Source organism: Halomonas sp. 3D7M (genome assembly GCF_014897885.1).
In the GTDB taxonomy this organism is placed as follows: Bacteria; Pseudomonadota; Gammaproteobacteria; order Pseudomonadales; family Halomonadaceae; genus Vreelandella.
In genome coordinates, this window is sequence record NZ_JABUZF010000235.1 from 32,161 (window position 1) to 48,946 (window position 16,786).

General features: G+C 54.0%; 12 protein-coding genes. 7 read left to right on the forward strand and 5 right to left on the reverse strand.

Features of this window, described 5'->3' with window-relative positions; all coding sequences use genetic code 11:
- A partial coding sequence (locus INT22_RS21015; protein WP_226912714.1) for an iron chelate uptake ABC transporter family permease subunit occupies positions 1-394 on the reverse strand: 394 nt, incomplete at its 3' end.
- A gap of 174 nt (positions 395-568) precedes the next feature.
- Between INT22_RS21015 and INT22_RS13205 the strand changes: the two genes are divergently transcribed.
- Together INT22_RS13205 and INT22_RS13210 are read left to right on the forward strand one after the other, a co-directional pair.
- Positions 569-1,510: a siderophore-interacting protein gene (locus INT22_RS13205; RefSeq protein ID WP_193068376.1), complete on the forward strand. Its 942-nt coding sequence runs from the start codon at positions 569-571 to the stop codon at positions 1,508-1,510.
- Complete coding sequence (locus INT22_RS13210; protein WP_193068377.1) at positions 1,503-2,120, forward strand: cytochrome b; 618 nt, start codon at positions 1,503-1,505, stop codon at positions 2,118-2,120. Before INT22_RS13205 ends, INT22_RS13210 begins: the two co-directional genes overlap by 8 nt.
- Before the next feature lie 72 nt (positions 2,121-2,192).
- Here INT22_RS13210 and INT22_RS13215 read toward each other — a convergent pair whose 3' ends face one another.
- The 3 genes from INT22_RS13215 to INT22_RS13225 form a co-directional block, all read right to left on the reverse strand.
- Positions 2,193-2,468: a type II toxin-antitoxin system RelE/ParE family toxin gene (locus INT22_RS13215; RefSeq protein WP_193068378.1), complete on the reverse strand. Its 276-nt coding sequence runs from the start codon at positions 2,466-2,468 to the stop codon at positions 2,193-2,195.
- Complete coding sequence (gene relB / locus INT22_RS13220) at positions 2,465-2,662, reverse strand: type II toxin-antitoxin system RelB family antitoxin (protein WP_193068379.1); 198 nt, start codon at positions 2,660-2,662, stop codon at positions 2,465-2,467. The genes INT22_RS13215 and relB overlap by 4 nt, the downstream gene beginning before the upstream one ends.
- 102 nt (positions 2,663-2,764) lie before the next feature.
- A complete protein-coding gene (locus INT22_RS13225) occupies positions 2,765-4,423 on the reverse strand; it encodes a cyclic peptide export ABC transporter (protein WP_193068380.1) in 1,659 nt (552 codons plus the stop codon).
- Positions 4,424-4,644: 221 nt separating this feature from the next.
- On the opposite strand from INT22_RS13225, the gene INT22_RS13230 reads away from it, so the two are divergent.
- The 5 genes from INT22_RS13230 to INT22_RS13250 all read left to right on the forward strand — a co-directional run bounded on the left by INT22_RS13230 (position 4,645) and on the right by INT22_RS13250 (position 11,592).
- Positions 4,645-5,757 (forward strand): GNAT family N-acetyltransferase, encoded by a 1,113-nt coding sequence (locus INT22_RS13230; RefSeq protein ID WP_319022076.1) that lies wholly within the window; start codon positions 4,645-4,647, stop codon positions 5,755-5,757.
- A 23-nt stretch (positions 5,758-5,780) separates the two neighbouring features.
- The gene (locus tag INT22_RS13235) at positions 5,781-7,076 is read left to right on the forward strand and encodes a lysine N(6)-hydroxylase/L-ornithine N(5)-oxygenase family protein (protein ID WP_193057213.1); all 1,296 of its coding nucleotides are present in this window, start codon (positions 5,781-5,783) and stop codon (positions 7,074-7,076) included.
- Between the two features lie 59 nt (positions 7,077-7,135).
- The gene (locus tag INT22_RS13240; RefSeq protein ID WP_226912197.1) at positions 7,136-8,083 is read left to right on the forward strand and encodes an alpha/beta hydrolase; all 948 of its coding nucleotides are present in this window, start codon (positions 7,136-7,138) and stop codon (positions 8,081-8,083) included.
- Positions 8,084-8,237: 154 nt separating this feature from the next.
- Positions 8,238-10,424, forward strand: a complete 2,187-nt coding sequence (locus tag INT22_RS13245) for a TonB-dependent siderophore receptor (RefSeq protein WP_193057214.1) — start codon at positions 8,238-8,240, stop codon at positions 10,422-10,424.
- Positions 10,425-10,629: 205 nt separating this feature from the next.
- Positions 10,630-11,592: an ABC transporter substrate-binding protein gene (locus INT22_RS13250; protein ID WP_193057215.1), complete on the forward strand. Its 963-nt coding sequence runs from the start codon at positions 10,630-10,632 to the stop codon at positions 11,590-11,592.
- 905 nt (positions 11,593-12,497) lie between these two features.
- Here the strand turns inward: INT22_RS13250 and INT22_RS13255 are convergent.
- Positions 12,498-16,786 (reverse strand): non-ribosomal peptide synthetase (locus tag INT22_RS13255; protein WP_193068381.1); only part of this gene is annotated, 4,289 nt, incomplete at its 5' end.

The window sequence follows — 16,786 nt, forward strand, 5'->3', positions numbered from 1 at the left end:
CCACCAAGGCGACCCATTCACGCCCGGCGACAAGCAGCCCCGGCGCCAGCAAGGTAGCGGTCATCAACGCCAGGTTAGCGCCCGATGCCACCCCTAGGGTGGTGGGCGAGGCCAACGGGTTGCGCAGCACTTGCTGCATCAGTACACCCGCCAACCCCAAACCGCCCCCAGCTAGCAACGCGATCGAGAGACGCGGCCACCATGCATAGTGAAGCAACAACTCGTCGACGTTCTCAAAGGAGGGCGCCACTAACGCCTGCACCCCCAGCATAAAACCGCCCTGCCCTTGCAGGCCGACCCAAAACAGCACCACCATCGGCAAGCTAAGCAGCAGGCAAGCTTTTGCAGGCGACATCCCCCCCATTCGCTGGGTAAATTGCGCAGCGCTTAGCATAGCGAACAACCTCTTGTCATAGCTGGGCAGATCGCCACACAGGGCCTGATAGGCAGCAGAGTCATTTTCTTAGCCTTACTCTTTTCTGGAGTTGGTGGTTGAATTATCCGCAACGATTCTAAATGATAATAATTAGCACTACAATTAACACCATTTATTAATGGAGACAGCACGATGGCGGCTAAACAGACCTACCAGCTTTTCGATATCACTCTCGCTCGGCGGACCCAAGTCAGCGCCTCATTAGTTAGGTTCACCTTTACTGGCCCAGCCGTCAGCCAAATGGCGACCTACGCTCCGGATCAGCGCGTCAAACTGTTCTTCCCTGAAGGCGGTGGTAGCCTCGATCCGCTGTTTAAGATTGCCAAGCTGGCAGAGCACGATTGGTACAGCGCCTACCGCGCACTGCCGGATGCCCAGCGTCCCTCTGCGCGCACCTACACCATCCGTGCCCTGCGTCCAGAGCAGGCTGAAGTGGATGTAGAGTTTGTGCTCCACGGCGACAATGGCCCCGCCTCGCGCTGGGCAATGAATGCCAGTCCAGGTGACCGCCTTGCCATGACAGCCCCCGACGCTAACGCGGAAGGCCCCAAGCAGGGCTACGAGTGGAAGCCACCCCAAGGCGTGCGCCGTATTCTGATTATCGCCGATGAAACCGCCCTCCCCGCTGCTGCCGGTATTCTAGAAACCCTTGATGACCTGCCTCTCAAACCCAAGGTCGAAGCGCTGTTCGAAGTGCCTCGCCGCGACGATGTTCAGCCGCTACCCCAAGCCGCCAAACTGCGCTGGCTAGCACGTGACGCTGAGCCGGCCTGTCAACACGGCGAGCTGCTGATGAGAGCGCTGCGCGATATCGATTTGCAACAAGAGATTGTCGCATTAGGAGGCTTCCCTTCGGCCGTAGCCAATGGAAGCGAAGATGCACTGAACCAGGATGAAGACGCCCCGCTTTGGGACCCCGCCACCCTGGATGACAGCGCACCCTTCTATGCCTGGATTGCCGCTGAAACCAAAGTCGCTATGAAACTGCGCCGCTATTTGGTCAACGAGTGCGGGCTACCCAAGCAGTACGTTACCAGCATGGGCTACTGGCGCCTGGGCAAAGCCAATGGTTAAAGGAACGGCAAATAACACGGTGTTAAACAGTGATTCCATAAACACGCCAGCTCAAACGCATATTGGCTGGCTAGACAGCCCCAACTGCTATGGGCGAATCAGCCGTGCTCTGCACTGGGTTACCGCTGCGCTTATCACACTGCAATTTACCGTGTTGCTGGCCTGGAGAGGAATGGGCGAAAACGCTATCACGCTGTTCTTGGCGGGCATCGGACCTCACGGCACATTAGGATTTATGATTCTGATCGTGACGCTGGCTCGCCTTGGCTGGGCATTGGCGAATCGAAAACAGCGCCCTCCCCACCAATCAGGGCTGGGTGGACGCTTGGCGCGCCTCGTCCATATCACCTTTTATGCGCTCCTGCTGTGGCTGCCCGCTTTCGCTATTGTGCGCCAGTACGGCCGCGGCGGCGCGCTGCGCTTTTATGGCATGAAGCTACTGCCCGAAGCCGAGCGCGACATCACCTGGATGATCGCCCCCGCCGATCTTCTTCACGGCCCACTCTCGTGGCTGCTATGTGGATTAGTCATCGGCCATATCGCCATGGCGCTGGTTCACCGCTTCTGGCTCAAGGACAGGGTGTTGGCGCGCATGGTGGGGGCAAATTGATAAAACTTTAATCCGCAGCTTTAGGATAACGACCTAAGAGTAACAAAAGGTTAATTCAGCACGGATAGGCGGTTAGGGATAATTTTGGCGAGAGTGAACCACTGATATGACCTCAATGCGATCCGTCACTTGGTAGACCACGATAAAGTTTGGGTGAGCAACAATTTCTCGCGTACCCGGCAAGCGGCCCACTTGATGTAAGTAAGGATGTTCAGCCACTGAGGAGACAGCTGCTTCAATACGAATACGCAGCCGCCGGGCAGCTTGAGGATCGCGCTCGGCGATGTAGACGACGAGCTCAAACAAGTCGTTAATCGCCTCGTCATGCCAGCGGATAGGCAGGCTCACGAAACTCCGCCGCTTTGGCGTTGCTCCGCTTCGGCGATGATCGCATCAACCTTAGACATGACCTCATCATGGGACATTCCCTGGCCCGGGTTGTCGATGCTGTGCTGAACCTTGGCTTTGAGCCAACGATCATAGCTATCGGCTTGTTCCTGCGTCTCGAATTCAGAAACGATAGGATCTAGCTGGGTATTCATGATCATCTCTCCTCGGTTACCTGTACAGTTTAATCGATACCCCCTATTTTGACATCCTTCCTAGCAGTTCTCTCCTCCTGATACCAATGCACCATGACCCAGTCAATTGACCGCCGAAGACACCACATTCTCACTACTAGTCGGCTGCTCACCATCCATCGGCTCTGGTGCCAACAACTTGCCACTCTCTAGCCGCACCAACCGATCCGCGAGGTGAAAGTAACGGTCATCGTGGGTGATGACCAGCACCGCTTTGCCCATGCGTTTTAGCTCGGGCAACACCTCGCAATAAAACACCTCTTTGAATAACGGATCCTGATCTGCCGCCCACTCATCAAACACCAAGAAGGGCCGATCTTCCAGGTAGGCCACTACCAACGCCAAGCGCTTACGCTGGCCCTGAGAGAGCGACTGGGTGGTGAACGCACCATTCTCAACCCGCACCTTGTGCTGCAGATGCAACTTGGCCAGCAGGCGGTTGCCCTCTTCGTCGAGATCTTCCCGCGGTGCTTCCAACAGTCGTTCGAAAAGATGGAAGTCCGAGAACACCACCGAGAAGAGCTGCCGGTAAGCATCCCAACCATCCGCCTCGACACGCTCGCCATTGAGCAACACTTCGCCACCATCCGGCGGATAAAGCCCCACCACTACTTTGGCCAGCGTGGTCTTACCGCTGCCATTGCCCCCCACCAGAAACACCACTTCCCCCGGTGTAAAACTCAGATTAATCGGCCCCAGCTCAAAGAAATCATCGCTCTGCTCGTGGTAGTACTGATGGGTGACGTCGCGCAATACAAGACTATGAAAATCAGGCACCTGAGGTGACGCCTGCCTCTCCTGCCCCTGGGGCATCTCGCGTGTGATGTTATCAATTCGGCTAGCGGCTACTCGCGCCATATTGATCCGCGGAATATTAATCAGCAAGCCTTCAAGGGGAGTCACCATAAACACAAACACCAGCGCAAAACCGGTCATTACCTGAGTTTGGTTAGGCCCATCGCCCGCCAATACAAACAGTACCAAGCCAATAAAGGCGTACATCAGGAACTGCCCCCAACTGGTCGAGATCACGAACAGCGACATGCCATAGGTGCGCAGCCGCCGCACGCCTTCAACCGACTCCCCCAATATCTGATCCATAAAGACCCGGCTCTTGCGCTGGTGCAGCCGCAGCTCTTTTGCTCCATCGGTAAGCGCACGGAAGTGACCAAACAGACGATCCTGCTCGGATGACGCACTCTGGAGGTAGTGAATAGCGCGTAAGTGCACCAAGTGATAACCGACAGCACCCAAGCCAATCACCCCCAATGCAAACAAAAACACCTGCCATGACAGCATCGCCAAGTAACCCAAACATCCCACCACAATGACCGTATTAGTCAAAATCACCGGCAAGCTAACGAACAGTACCGCCACGTTGTTGCTGTGCTCGGTAAGCGCCGACTGAATCCGCGCGCTGCCAACACGCTCGAACTGAGCAAAAGGGGTAACGGCCACACACTGGGCGATAAAACTGCGCAATTCAGCCAGGGCACGCTGCCCCAGCCGTTCAAACAACGCCGTCGACACCATCCGACAGGCCATTAGGGCCAAAGCAATCCCTGCGAAAGCCCAAGCAGCACTGGCACGGCTAGCGGCATCGCTGTTTAGCGCTGTATTAATTTGAGCAATCAGCAGCACGCTGAAAAGCCCCGAGAGAATACTGGCCAGGGCAGCGGCGGTCATCAGCCCGCGGGTTCGACGAAACAGATAGGAAAGCACATTCACCTCGTTGGAAAGCGATTGAAAACCGGCAGCTACCTCTAAAGACGAATCACTCCCGCAAAAAGTTAATCAATTTTCATGTAAACAAGCCTCATTCTCATTCGTCCTTAGATAAGGAAGTCAGTAATGCCGCCCGTGGCAGGTAATTTTTACGGCTGCTTTTTCTTTGATTTTTCGATTCGTTTTTGTGATTCGTTCTTATTGATAGGAGCTTTGCGGTGTCCAGTTCTGTCCAGGCACAAACACAGGTAGACGTACCCTATGAAAGCCCCGCGGTGGCCTCGCTGCTCTCACGCCCTGAGGGGTGCACCTATCAAGTTACCTATGAGGTAACCACGCAGACACTTTATGTGGAAGGACATCAAGAGCGTCTTGAGTGGTCATTAGTAGACGATAACAGCACCTTGATGCTGCAATGGTCACAGCGTTCAGCACCGCCTCTCCCGGCATTACTTGCTGCTATCGAAGGGGCTTTTGCCTTTCACTCAGGTACTGTAGCGCTTCACTTGCAGCTCCCCTCGGCTTTACATACTACTCTATGTGCCAATGGAATCGCGGTAAAAGATCCCCATGGCAAACTCTGGGCCTACGCGGAGCTATTCTGGCAGTTGCCAACCCTTTGGCTCACCTCCCCCTCCATGCGTCCCTACCCGCAACAGCCCATTTTGGAGAGTGGAAAGCGCCATCTACGCCGCCCGCCGCGCCCCAGTGGAACAGTCTATCAACGCCATATTCCCTGGCTGAATGCCACTCTGAGTTTTCGCGCACTTGACCTGGAGCTTGACCTAGAGCGCTTCAACCGCTGGATGAATGACCCAGTTGTCGCCCACTTCTGGGAAGAACAGGGTGCTCTGCAACAGCACCGCGAGCGGCTGGAAAGCACGTTGCAAAATCCCAGTGTGGTACCGCTGATCGGCTGTATTGACGGCAAACCCTTCGGCTACTTCGAGACCTATTGGGCCAAGGAGGATCGTATCGGCGCTTATTACGCTGCCGGTGACTTTGATCGCGGCTGGCACGTACTGATCGGCGAAGCCGCTTTTCGCGGGCGGCCTTATGTCGCCGCCTGGATGCCCTCTATCTCGCACTACCTGTTCCTCGACGACTGCCGCACTCAGCGCTTGGTGATTGAACCCCGCGTGGATAACGCCAAGATGCTGCGCAACCTTGCCCAGTGCGGTTATGCCCATGTTAAGGCGTTCGACTTTCCCCACAAGCGGGCCATGCTCGGCATGCAGCTACGCGAACACTTTTTCAACGAGCGCTGCTGGGTTCCACTGCCGCCTCACCCTGGGTCAGCGCCACGACCCGATGCACGCTTCACCCCATAAACACGTCAGCCACGAGGACTCTTATGCATATTCACGACTTGATCGGCATCGGCTTCGGCCCCTCCAATATTGCCCTAGCCATTGCGCTTGACGAGCAACACCAGGCAGGGCAAGCGCGGGATGCCTTGTTTATTGAGCGCCAGCCTTGCTTTGCCTGGCACCCGCATATGCTGCTGGAAAATGCCCATATGCAAATCTCTTTTCTCAAAGACCTAGTCACTCCGCGTAACCCAGGCAGCCGTTTCAGCTTTCTCAATTACCTCCACAGCAAAGGCCGCCTGCAGGACTTTATCAACCTACAAACCTTCTTCCCCAGCCGCCATGAGTTCAATGACTACCTAAGCTGGACTGCCAGCCACTTTGAACATCAGTGCGCCTATGGAGAGGATGTGTTTGAAGTATTGCCCGAAACTGATAATGACGAGGTCGCCTACCTCCGCGTGCGTTCACGGGATGCGAGTGGTGCGGTGCATGAAAGGCTCACTCGCTCGCTAGTGATCAGTGTGGGTGGCGCGCCCAATGTGCCTGAATGCTTCGCCGGGCTAAAAGACGACCCGCGGGTCTTCCACTCCAGCCACTACCTTCGTGAGCTGGCGAAGCAAGACGTTCCCAAACGCATCGCTGTGATTGGTGCAGGCCAGAGCGCCGCTGAGATATTCCTTGACTTACACGGCCGTGAAGGCATTCAGGTGGATCTTATTAGCCGGGCGTGGGCCTTTAAACCCTCCGATGATAGCCCCTTCGTCAACGAGATTTTCAACCCCGAATACACCGACTACGTATTCAACAATCCCACCGGCCAGCGGGAAGCGCTGCTGCAGGAGTACAAAAGCACCAACTACTCAGCCCCTGACTTGGCGCTGATTCAGGAGATTTACGATGTGTTCTATCAGCAAAAAGTAACCGGCCAGGCCCGCCACCGCTTCCGCCGTCGCCATGAGGTGATTGGCAGCGAAGCAACTACCGAAGGCGTTGAGCTACTTGTGCGAGATTTGGAGAGCGGTCACACAGAGCCCACCCGCTACGACGCAGTAGTGTTAGCCACCGGCTATGTACGCGACACTCATAAACGGCTGCTGGCCCCAATAGCTGAGTTCTTGCCGGAATTTGCCGTTAACCGCAGCTATCAGCTCTATACCAAACCTTCGTTCAAACCGGCTATTTTCTTGCAGGGCTGTTGCGAACCCACCCATGGCTTGAGCGATACCCTGCTGTCTATTTTGGCGGCACGGACAAGTGAGATTTGTGAAGTGCTTGATGAGGCACTATCAACAGCCCATTCAGATACCCCAGCTCCATCACTGGTAGCCACAGACTAATAGCCCATCAAAGCATGGTCGCTCTCTCAGGGCGACCCCAAATACTGAGACTTACACCCATGATGTCCCTACATCCTGATATCGCCGCTTTCTTAGACCTGGTCGCCGATAGCGGCAACCCACCTTTCCACTCGCTCTCACCACAACAAGCACGCGCTGCTTACGAAGCATCATCACAGATGCTTGATGAGCCAATTTCTAACGACGCAACATCATTGAGTATCACCTGCCGAGATGGATACCATCTTGAACTACGCCACTACCAAGGCAAAGAGGCTTTATCACCCACCTTGCTCTACTTCCATGGCGGCGGCTACCTATTAGGCAGCCTGGATTCTCATGATTCGCTCTGCCAAAGCATCGCCCAGGCGACTGGCTACACAGTGCTTGCCGTCGACTATCGCTTGGCCCCCGAGCACAAGTTTCCGACGGCGTTTCACGATGCTGAAGATGCCTATTGCTGGCTGCTGAAGCATGGAGAAGCGATGGGCATCGATACCTCACGTATCGCCGTCGGTGGTGACAGTGTAGGAGGCACTCTCGCCACGGCCCTTTGCATGTCAGCACGCGATAATGGTTGGCACCTTCCACGCTGCCAGATCCTACTCTACCCCTGCACCAGTGCCTGGCAGGACAGCGAGTCTCATCGTCGATACGCACAAGGCTACCTGCTGGAAGCAGACACCCTGCAATGGATGTTTGGCCACTATCTAAATAGCGATGAGGAACGCCACGATTGGCGTTTTGCGCCATTGGAGGCTGCAGAACTCAAAAACCTACCACCTGCGTTTATTGCCCTAGCTGAACATGACCCCCTGATCGATGAAGGCATCGCCTACGTGAACCGTTTACAGGAAGCGAACGTGGATACCCAGCTGATCATATACCCCGGCATGGTGCACGACTTCGCACGCCTGGGCAGCATTACGCCCGACGCTACCGGTCAGGTGCGCGCGGATATCGCAAAGGCGCTACAGCAGCATTTTACCAACCATCCCACACAGTAGATGTGGTGGCAGTCCAATAAGGCCTTCATATGACGCCATTCACTGCCACGTACCACTTTGGGCAACAGAGTGTTGCATGCCAATACAAACTAAGAACATAATACTAATAATAACAATTACTATTAGCATACAAATATCATTCAAGGGGATTACCATGCACTATCTTCATCGTAGTGGTCTACGCAGGCATCTTCTCTCTGCGGCCATTGCCAACACTTGTGCTGCGACACTATTCGCAGCACCGGCTGTGCTCGCTCAAGGCACTGCTGAAAATAGCGACACAAGAGCCACACTGCCTACCTTACAAGTAACCGAAAGTCGTCTCTATGAAGAAGCAACGGGGCCTGTACAAGGTATTGCAGCCACTCGCAGCGCAACAGGCACCAAAACCGACACACCTATTATTGAAACGCCACAGTCTATCTCAGTGGTCAGCAGTCAAGAATTCCGCAATTATGGTGCGCGGAACGTCAACCAAGCGCTAGGCTATACTGCGGGCGTGGCAAATTCTTATGGCGGGGGAGGTGCTGATACAACCCATGACAGCATGATGATTCGCGGCTTCAGCGTGCATACTGGTTACCGGGATGGCAGCAAATATCAAGCCAATACCTTTGATGGCCAGCAGGAATTGTATGGTCTGGAACGGCTGGAGGTACTAAAGGGGCCATCGTCAATTCTCTATGGCGTGGCGTCTCCTGGGGGGTTGATCAATGCGGTCAGTAAGCGCCCTATCAGCGAACCTTTGCGCGAAGTTAATCTACAGGTAGGCAGTTTTGATCGGCGTCAGGTCTCTGCAGACTTCTCCGACTCCCTGGATGAAGAAGGGCAGTTTTCTTACCGCTTAACCATGCTCCGCCGCGATAGCAATACCTTTATCGACCATGTGCCGGATGATCGCACCTACATCGCACCTGCTTTTAAGTGGCAACCAAACGAGGGTACCTCGCTAACCCTACTCAGCGAGTATCAGCGGGACGAGACGACTTATGTCTATGGGTTACCCGCCAGCGGCACCATTCTACCCAACCCCAACGGCGATATCCCTCGGGAGCGATTCGTTGGCGAGCCCGGCTTCGATGACTACGATAACGAAAGCTATTCCCTTGGCTATTTGTTCGAGCACGATTTCTCCAATAGATTGAAATTGCGCCACAATTTGCGCAGTTTCCACTCTGATCGAGACTATGACCTCACTAGTATTGTTCAGAGCCCTGAGAGCTCAGCTGGACGTCACTATTCCAGAACTGCATTTGATCGGCGTGATGCCTCCAGGGCACTCTCTTCCGACACGTCCTTGCAGTATGACTGGGGGTACGGAGCGACTGACAACACTACTCTGGTCGGCCTCGACTATGTCCGCCAACGTCACGAAACCGAACGTTACCAGCAAACCGCCCCTTCTCTAGATCTCTATAATCCTATTTATGGAAGCGGCAAACTCGGTGAGCGTATTCCTCTTGATTACTCCCTAGTCAACCACAAAGAACAGGTGGGTCTGTATCTTCAGAACCAGATGAAGATTGCCGATCAATGGGTGTTCATGCTTGGAGGGCGTCAGGACTGGATCGACACAGAATCCTCGCGGTACTTCGATCCATCCCAAGGATCGCAGCAGGATGACAATGCCTTCACCGGCCGCGTTGGATTCGTTTATTTGGCCGATAACGGCTTGGCTCCCTTTGCCAGCTTCAGTCAATCCTTTGAAGTAGCGACTGGCAGCGACCGCAGCGGCAATCAGTTCGAGCCCACCCGAGGGGAACAGTTTGAAGCAGGCATTCGCTATCAGCCCGAAGGGGGCGATACCATGCTCACCGCTAGCGTTTATGAATTAACTCAGGAAAACGTGCTAGTTGCTGATCCGGTGGATACCAGCTTCCAAGCACAAATAGGCGAGGTGCGCTCTCGCGGCGTCGAGCTGGAAGCCAAAACAGAGATAGGCCTTAACGCTAATCTGGTCGCAGCCTATGCATATACCGATGCGCGTACAACGAAAAGCAGTCCAGCTACTCCCGACAAAGTCGGCGAGCGAACCGGTCAAGCACCCTATAACCAATTCTCATTATGGGGTGATTACCGCTTTGGCAATTTTGGTTTACCTAGCCTGAAGCTGGGCGCTGGCGTACGTTATGTTGGCTCAACGCTTCCTAACGCCTATCTTGATGGAAAAGTCTCTGGTTTTACCCTTTTTGACGCCATGGTTAGCTATGAGACAGGATCATGGTTGCTCTCGTTAAATGCGACCAACCTTACTGACAAAACCTATATCGAGTCCTGCACCTTCGCTTGTTACTACGGAGAACCTCGCAGTATCGTCGGCACGGCGTCCTATCAGTGGTGACCGGAGGTAATCGCAACACATCATGTTGGGATGTGATCATTAGACGACGAACGTAGAAAAACCATCCTACGCTTCATGCATAAAAAAACAGCGGTCAGACCACCCCTGGCCGCTGTAACTTTGTCTAATAACTGGCCTTGCTCTTAAACATGGACAATTAACAACCATCATGACGCCTCTTTATACGCAAAACACAGGAATAATAGTGAAACATAAAAGTGATATTATCTATCGTTCTATTCGCTATAAAAAAACTCCCTTATCAGTCGCCTTGCTAATCGGTTTGTTAATTAGCAATTTTTCGATGGCAAGCGATGATAACAGCGTAGCCCCTTTAGCAACCTTTGATTTCGCAATCGCCGAAACACTCACCGCGATTGGTCACCCGCCTGGCTTTCTATCAGGTCTCACAGAGTACGAGACATATTTACGTCATGATGGCATTCTCCCCAGTGCGACTAACCTCGGCCGTAGGCACTTTCCTAACTTTGAGCTTCTTGCAAGCCTTCCACCAAAACATATTTTGATTTCACCTCCTCTCCATATCAACTTACTACCCAAGCTCAGAGAAATTTCTAGTATTAAGGAGTACCCAATTTATAACTTTTCCGATAGTAATGATGATCAGAACCACTGGGAAATAGTAGAGGAATTGACTCGTCAGCTTGGTATCCTAGTCAATGATCCTGACGCATCGGAGCGCTATATTAATCAAATCAATCACCAATTTGACGATTTAAAAAGACAGCTTAATAGCATCGACGAACCTTTATTAATAGTTCGTCTAGTGGATGAGCGTCATGCCCGTGTTTTTGGTAAAGGAGGCGTTGAAGGCATGGTGCTAATTCGCCTTGGTCTCCAGAACGCTTGGCAGGATGATATGGGTCAATGGGGAATTACGAATGCTAGTGTAAGCTCTCTCTTTAACATCGATGCTAAAATTATATTTCTTGAAAGCCCCTTCGACCCCGCTGGATTTCAGGAGCAACTACTCTCTGATGGTCAGTGGAGACACCTCCCAAGCGTAAAACAAAATAACTATGTAATTCTACCGCTCAACTATTGGCAATGGGGAGGGTTTCCCTCAGCTCTACGCTTCGCCAACAACCTTGTTAGCCATGTTATTGAAGGTGGCAAAGCCAACAGTACTGTCGAAGCAAACCCATGAATATGCTAACAATATATAAAGAGTGGCAACAGGAGGAAAAACGAAAAGCAATTAGACGTTTATCAGACTTCGAACCTTATCGTTGAAAAAAGAAAATGCAGCATCCAACTTATTTACAGCCATCAGTAGCCTATTATAAAACTCGATAGCCACTTCTCTCCTATCTCGCTCGCTGATATCAACGAGCTTTTTTAACAATCCAATAAAAGTCTGGACTTTAATTATAAAGACAACAGGCCAATTTATGAAAAACATTACTCAACGGTCTGAGCTAATACTTAGCAAAACTACTATGGAGACCCTAGAAACTATACTCATCAGTTGACATTTAGCTACTAGAAATAACAGAGGCTGTGATTATACTGGCATTCCGAGTTCTTAATACATTAACATTCTTGCGACGTCACGGCATCTGACATTACATGCGGATCATACCTAACATCACCAATTTCTTCGACACTGTTTAATCTCAGACAAAGCTAACCGTTAGCGAGTAATAGAATAAAAACACCGGCAATGGATCGCCTGGAGACTCAAGATCGCCTGTAAATCAGGCCTCCGGCTACCCTGCCCGGCTAACAAATTACCGCAGTTGACATCACTGTGCTTCGAAGCACAAACATCTCCCCGCCCAGCAAGATACTGTAAATACCTGCCGTTAGGTGCGAGATGTATTAGTTCACACGCCATACAGACAGTAGCAATAGCGTGGTTGCCAACCTGGCCTAATAGCACTCGGCCATGGCTGCTTCTCGCGTGCCGCCTAAGATTGTTCTCCCGCACCAGAGCCAGCAAAAGCCACCGGTGCGTACATGACCAACTGTACCAGTCCTAAAGTGCAATCACTAAAGAGCTGGCAGTCCAAAGAACCACCAACACTCAATAGCCATCTTTAAGACAGATCTCTAAGAGGAAGGCTCGACGACCCTCAACACCTCCGCACAGTGATCGACGATCCAGGCTAACTCCTCGTGATAGATCGCCTGCAACCTCGCTATAGTTTCCGAATCAAAAACACGAGTGCTGTAGATCCACTTACTGGTGAATACCCCCTTGTGTACGTGAGAAACCAGTTCTAGCCAGTTCGCCAAAGGCATTTCATCGCTGCGCTCGCGCCCTTTGCGGTTACCGTCGTCGTACACCTCCCAAAGTCGATTCTCGGTGGCCTCACCGCCAAACTGGCCGAGATAGTTGACATTGATCCGAGCCCGGTTGTCGGGTAACTCGGGGACACTGTCCTGCCTCTGCAGGTATCGCAGCACCCCATAGCCCAGCCCCTTAAGGGGCACTGCCTGGCGGCGTTCCCGAATCCGAGCGATGGTTTCGGCCGGGCTTTCATCGGCGGCCGTCAGCCGTAGAGGGTAGATAGAGGTGAACCAACCCACCGTGCGCGATAAATCAATATCGGCCTCGCCAGCCTCACGACCATGTCCCTCCATATTGACCAGGAAGTCGCGCTCGCCAGTCCAGCGCCACAGAGTCCTCGCCAGCGCCGCCAGTAGCAAGTCGTCAATCGTTGCCGAGTAAGCATTGGGCGCGTCCCTGAGCAGACGCTGCGTGCGCTCAGCGCTCAGGCGTCTTTCGTGATGCGCCACATCGCCGAAGATACCCGGTGGAGTGTCGCCATCCACGGGTAGATCGGCGACATCGGCCAATTGCGCCCGCCAGTAATCGGCCTCGGCAGCCAGAACAGGCGACGCTGCCAGTTCATGCAGGTGGCGCGACCACTGTGATAATGGAGAAGTCCGAGGCGGCAGTTCTACCATCTCGTCACGGCTCAAGGCGGCATAGATTCGAGCCATGTCCTCAAGCAAAACACGCCAAGATACACCATCGATAACCAAGTGATGAGCAACGATCAGCAGGCGTTCCTCGTCCCCTTTGATGACGATGTGCACAAAGCGCACGACACACCCACTCGCAATATCCAAGCTACGCTGCGCCGCATCAGCGATGGCCGAGATCTCCCCAACATCCGCCACTTCGTGATAGTTCACCAATTCGAGAGCCTGAGCATCGCCGTACGCCTGCGACCATCCTCCATTATTATCCGTACGGAAATACATACGCAGCGCTTCGTGATGAGCAATGATGTGATGCGCCATACCAGCCAGCGCCTTGCGGTTGATCGCTGCCTTAGGGCGCAACATGATGGACTGGTTGAAGTGATCGCGAGAAGTGTTAATGGTTTGGAAGAACCACTGCTGGATTGGCGTCAATGCGAAAGGACGGTCATTGTCGACCACTGCTTCCCCAGCCGAAACTGAGTCGGCCGTCTGCTCGCCGCAGTGTTCGAGCAGCGCCCGAATGGTCTGATAACGCATCAGATCTCGCAGCCTAAGGGCAATCCCTAAATCCGCCTGACGGATTCGTGAGATCAACTGCAGACTGAGGATCGAATCTCCACCCAGTTCGTAGAAATTATCCGTCTCACCGACGCACTCAATCCCAAGTAACTCTTGCCAGATCGCGGCCAGCCGCTCGGCTTGAGGCGATGCCGGAGCAACGAATTCTCGCTGCGTATCCGCCTGCGGTGCGGGCAGCGCAGCGCGGTCAAGCTTACCATTAACCATCCGCGGCAGGCCGCCGAGCGTCATCAGGTGCGCTGGCACCATGTACTCGGGTAGGGTGTTGAGTAGATGACGCTTGACCCGTTCGCTTAGCCCACCAGCAGCGCTTTCCATTCGTGCCACCAGATAGGCGACCAGACGTGGCGCCCCTTGTGCATCGTGTAACGCGACGGCAACATCGGCAACGCCATCAATACTGCGTATCGCTGATTCGATCTCGCCCAGCTCGATACGGAAGCCACGTACCTTGACCTGATCATCGAGACGCCCTAAGTATTCGAGGTTGCCGTCTGCCAGCCAGCGCACCCGGTCACCAGTGCGATACAGTCGTCCGCCATCAGCAGCGAAGGGGTCAGCCACGAAGCGTTCTGTCGTCAATGCACTACGCCCCAAGTAGCCACGCGCCAGACCGTAGCCGCCGATATACAATTCTCCCGCCATACCTCGCGGCACGAGGTTCAGATCAGTATCCAGTACATACAGCGCACGCTCACCGACTGGGCGACCGATCGGAGCGTAGTCTCCATCAAAGCTTGCCTCAGCAGGGGACTGCCATAACAGTGGTGTAACCACCGTCTCGGTAGGGCCATAGCCGTTGATGAAACGCTTGGCGGAAAGGACCTTACGCGCCTTGTCGAAAGCCGCCTTGGGCATCGCCTCGCCACCAAACACGTAGAGTTCAACCATAGGCGCTGCCGCTCCGCTGTCGACCCAATCAACGAGTTGATTAAGATAGGCTGGAGGCAAGGCCACGCTGTCGACGCAATGTTCACGCAGCGCAGTACAGGTCAGTTCAGGGGCCCACAGCTCGTCGTCGCGCAGCACCAAGCTTGCGCCACTACATAATGCGGTCAGCCAGCGCTCGTGAGCTCCATCAAAGGCGAACGACATAAAGTGCAGCTCGCACGCGCTGGACGGTAGCGCATAGCGTTCAGCGATAGCTTGACAATGCATGGCCAGCGGCCCGTGGGCGACACCAACGCCCTTGGGAGTCCCTGTGGATCCAGAAGTGTAGATCACGTAGGCCAGGGCCTGTTCAGGAACTGCTAGGCACGGATCACTGTCAGCGTAATCGGTCAAGTGCAGACTATCCCAGGTCAGGCACGCTACCGCAGGTTTAGGTAAGGCGGCCAGCACCTCTCCCTCACTGATCAAAAGCACCATACCACTGTCACGCATCATGAATGCCAGCCGCTCGCCGGGATAGGCGGGATCTAACGGTAAATAGGCGGCTCCTGCCTTAAGTACCGCCAGAAAGCTAACCAGGATATCCGGAGAACGCCGCATGGCCACACCAACGATGTCACCACATCTTATGCCGCGCTCGAGTAGGCAGTGCGCTAGGCGATTGGCCCTAGCATCAAGCTGAGCATAATCCAGCCTCCACTCCCCCATCGACACAGCGAGAGCATTAGGGCGTTTGACTGCATGGCGGGCTATCCAGCTGTGCACCCGAGCGTCGTCATCAGACGTCGAACCAGTCGATCCCCTGCCCAGTTCAACGAGCCGATGACGATCCGCGTCGGCCTGCCAGTTGAGCGTTCCGATCCGTCGCATGGGATCAGCGACCATTTGCTGGAGAACTGCCTCCAGGCTGCAACGCATATTCTCGGCGACATCATCAGCGAACTTTTCGCGACTGTAGCAGTACTCAACCTCGACCGACTCACCAACCGTCACCTGCAGATCCATGGCGTAGCCAGTAATCCCTTCACCCTGTGCATTACCAAACTCCAGCCCATAGCGCTGGGTATTGCGCAGCGCCTGGTCAATAGGATGGTTCTCGAATACGATAATGCTGTCGAACAACGCACGCCCCGACTGCCCCCCCCAACGCTGAATAGTCGCCAGTGACACGTGCTCGTATTCGCGCACACGGAGATTGGTACGCTGCACACGCTGTAACAGGCTCGCTACGCTATCCTTCGCTTCAATTTTCAGGATGATGGGTACCGTGTTGATGAACAGCCCCAGCATCTCCTCCACTCCCTCCAGGTCAGGTGGTCGCCCAGAGACTGTGGCACCGAAGACGATATCCTCACGCTCGCCGTATAACTTCAGAACCAGTCCCCACGCCGCCTGCACGAGCGTATTCAGCGTCACGTGCTGATCCCGCGCGGCATCCATCAGCGTTCGTGTCGTGCCACGATCGAAATGCGTGTAGATCTTGGCGAACCCGCGCCGATCACTGGATGTTTTCTGTGCATCCGCCAGTAGCATCGGCCCAGACAAACTCTGCAGTTCCTCTGCCCAGAAGCTCCGCGCGGCCTCCTCGTCTTGATCATACATCCAGCGGATGAAGCGACCATACACTGACCCCAGCGGAGATAATGACTCACCGGCGTACAGCGTCAACCATTCCCCCAGCAGCCGCGAATCCGACCAACCATCCGAGAGAATATGATGTTGCGTCCATATCAGCCGGTAGCGATTATCCTCCAAATGGATCAAGCGGATTTTTGACAGAGGTGGCTTCAACCAGTTTATTTCCCTGACAAGCTCCTGTCGTGCATAGTGGTTCAGATCCTCCTCTACAGTGTCTCCCGCATCACGCCAGTCCATCACCTCTACATCGGGGGTGGCTTGTTTGAAGACGATTTGCAACGGGCGTTCCATGCCCGGCT

What these genes read in the sequence shown, in the direction of transcription:
- INT22_RS13205 (WP_193068376.1), top strand. Translation starts at nt 569, where the DNA reads ATGGCGGCTAAACAGACCTACCAGCTTTTCGATATCACTCTCGCTCGG.
- INT22_RS13245 (WP_193057214.1), top strand. Translation starts at nt 8,238, where the DNA reads ATGCACTATCTTCATCGTAGTGGTCTACGCAGGCATCTTCTCTCTGCG.
- INT22_RS13240 (WP_226912197.1), top strand. Translation starts at nt 7,136, where the DNA reads ATGATGTCCCTACATCCTGATATCGCCGCTTTCTTAGACCTGGTCGCC.
- INT22_RS13210 (WP_193068377.1), top strand. Translation starts at nt 1,503, where the DNA reads ATGGTTAAAGGAACGGCAAATAACACGGTGTTAAACAGTGATTCCATA.
- INT22_RS13235 (WP_193057213.1), top strand. Translation starts at nt 5,781, where the DNA reads ATGCATATTCACGACTTGATCGGCATCGGCTTCGGCCCCTCCAATATT.
- relB (WP_193068379.1), bottom strand. Translation starts at nt 2,662, where the DNA reads ATGAATACCCAGCTAGATCCTATCGTTTCTGAATTCGAGACGCAGGAA.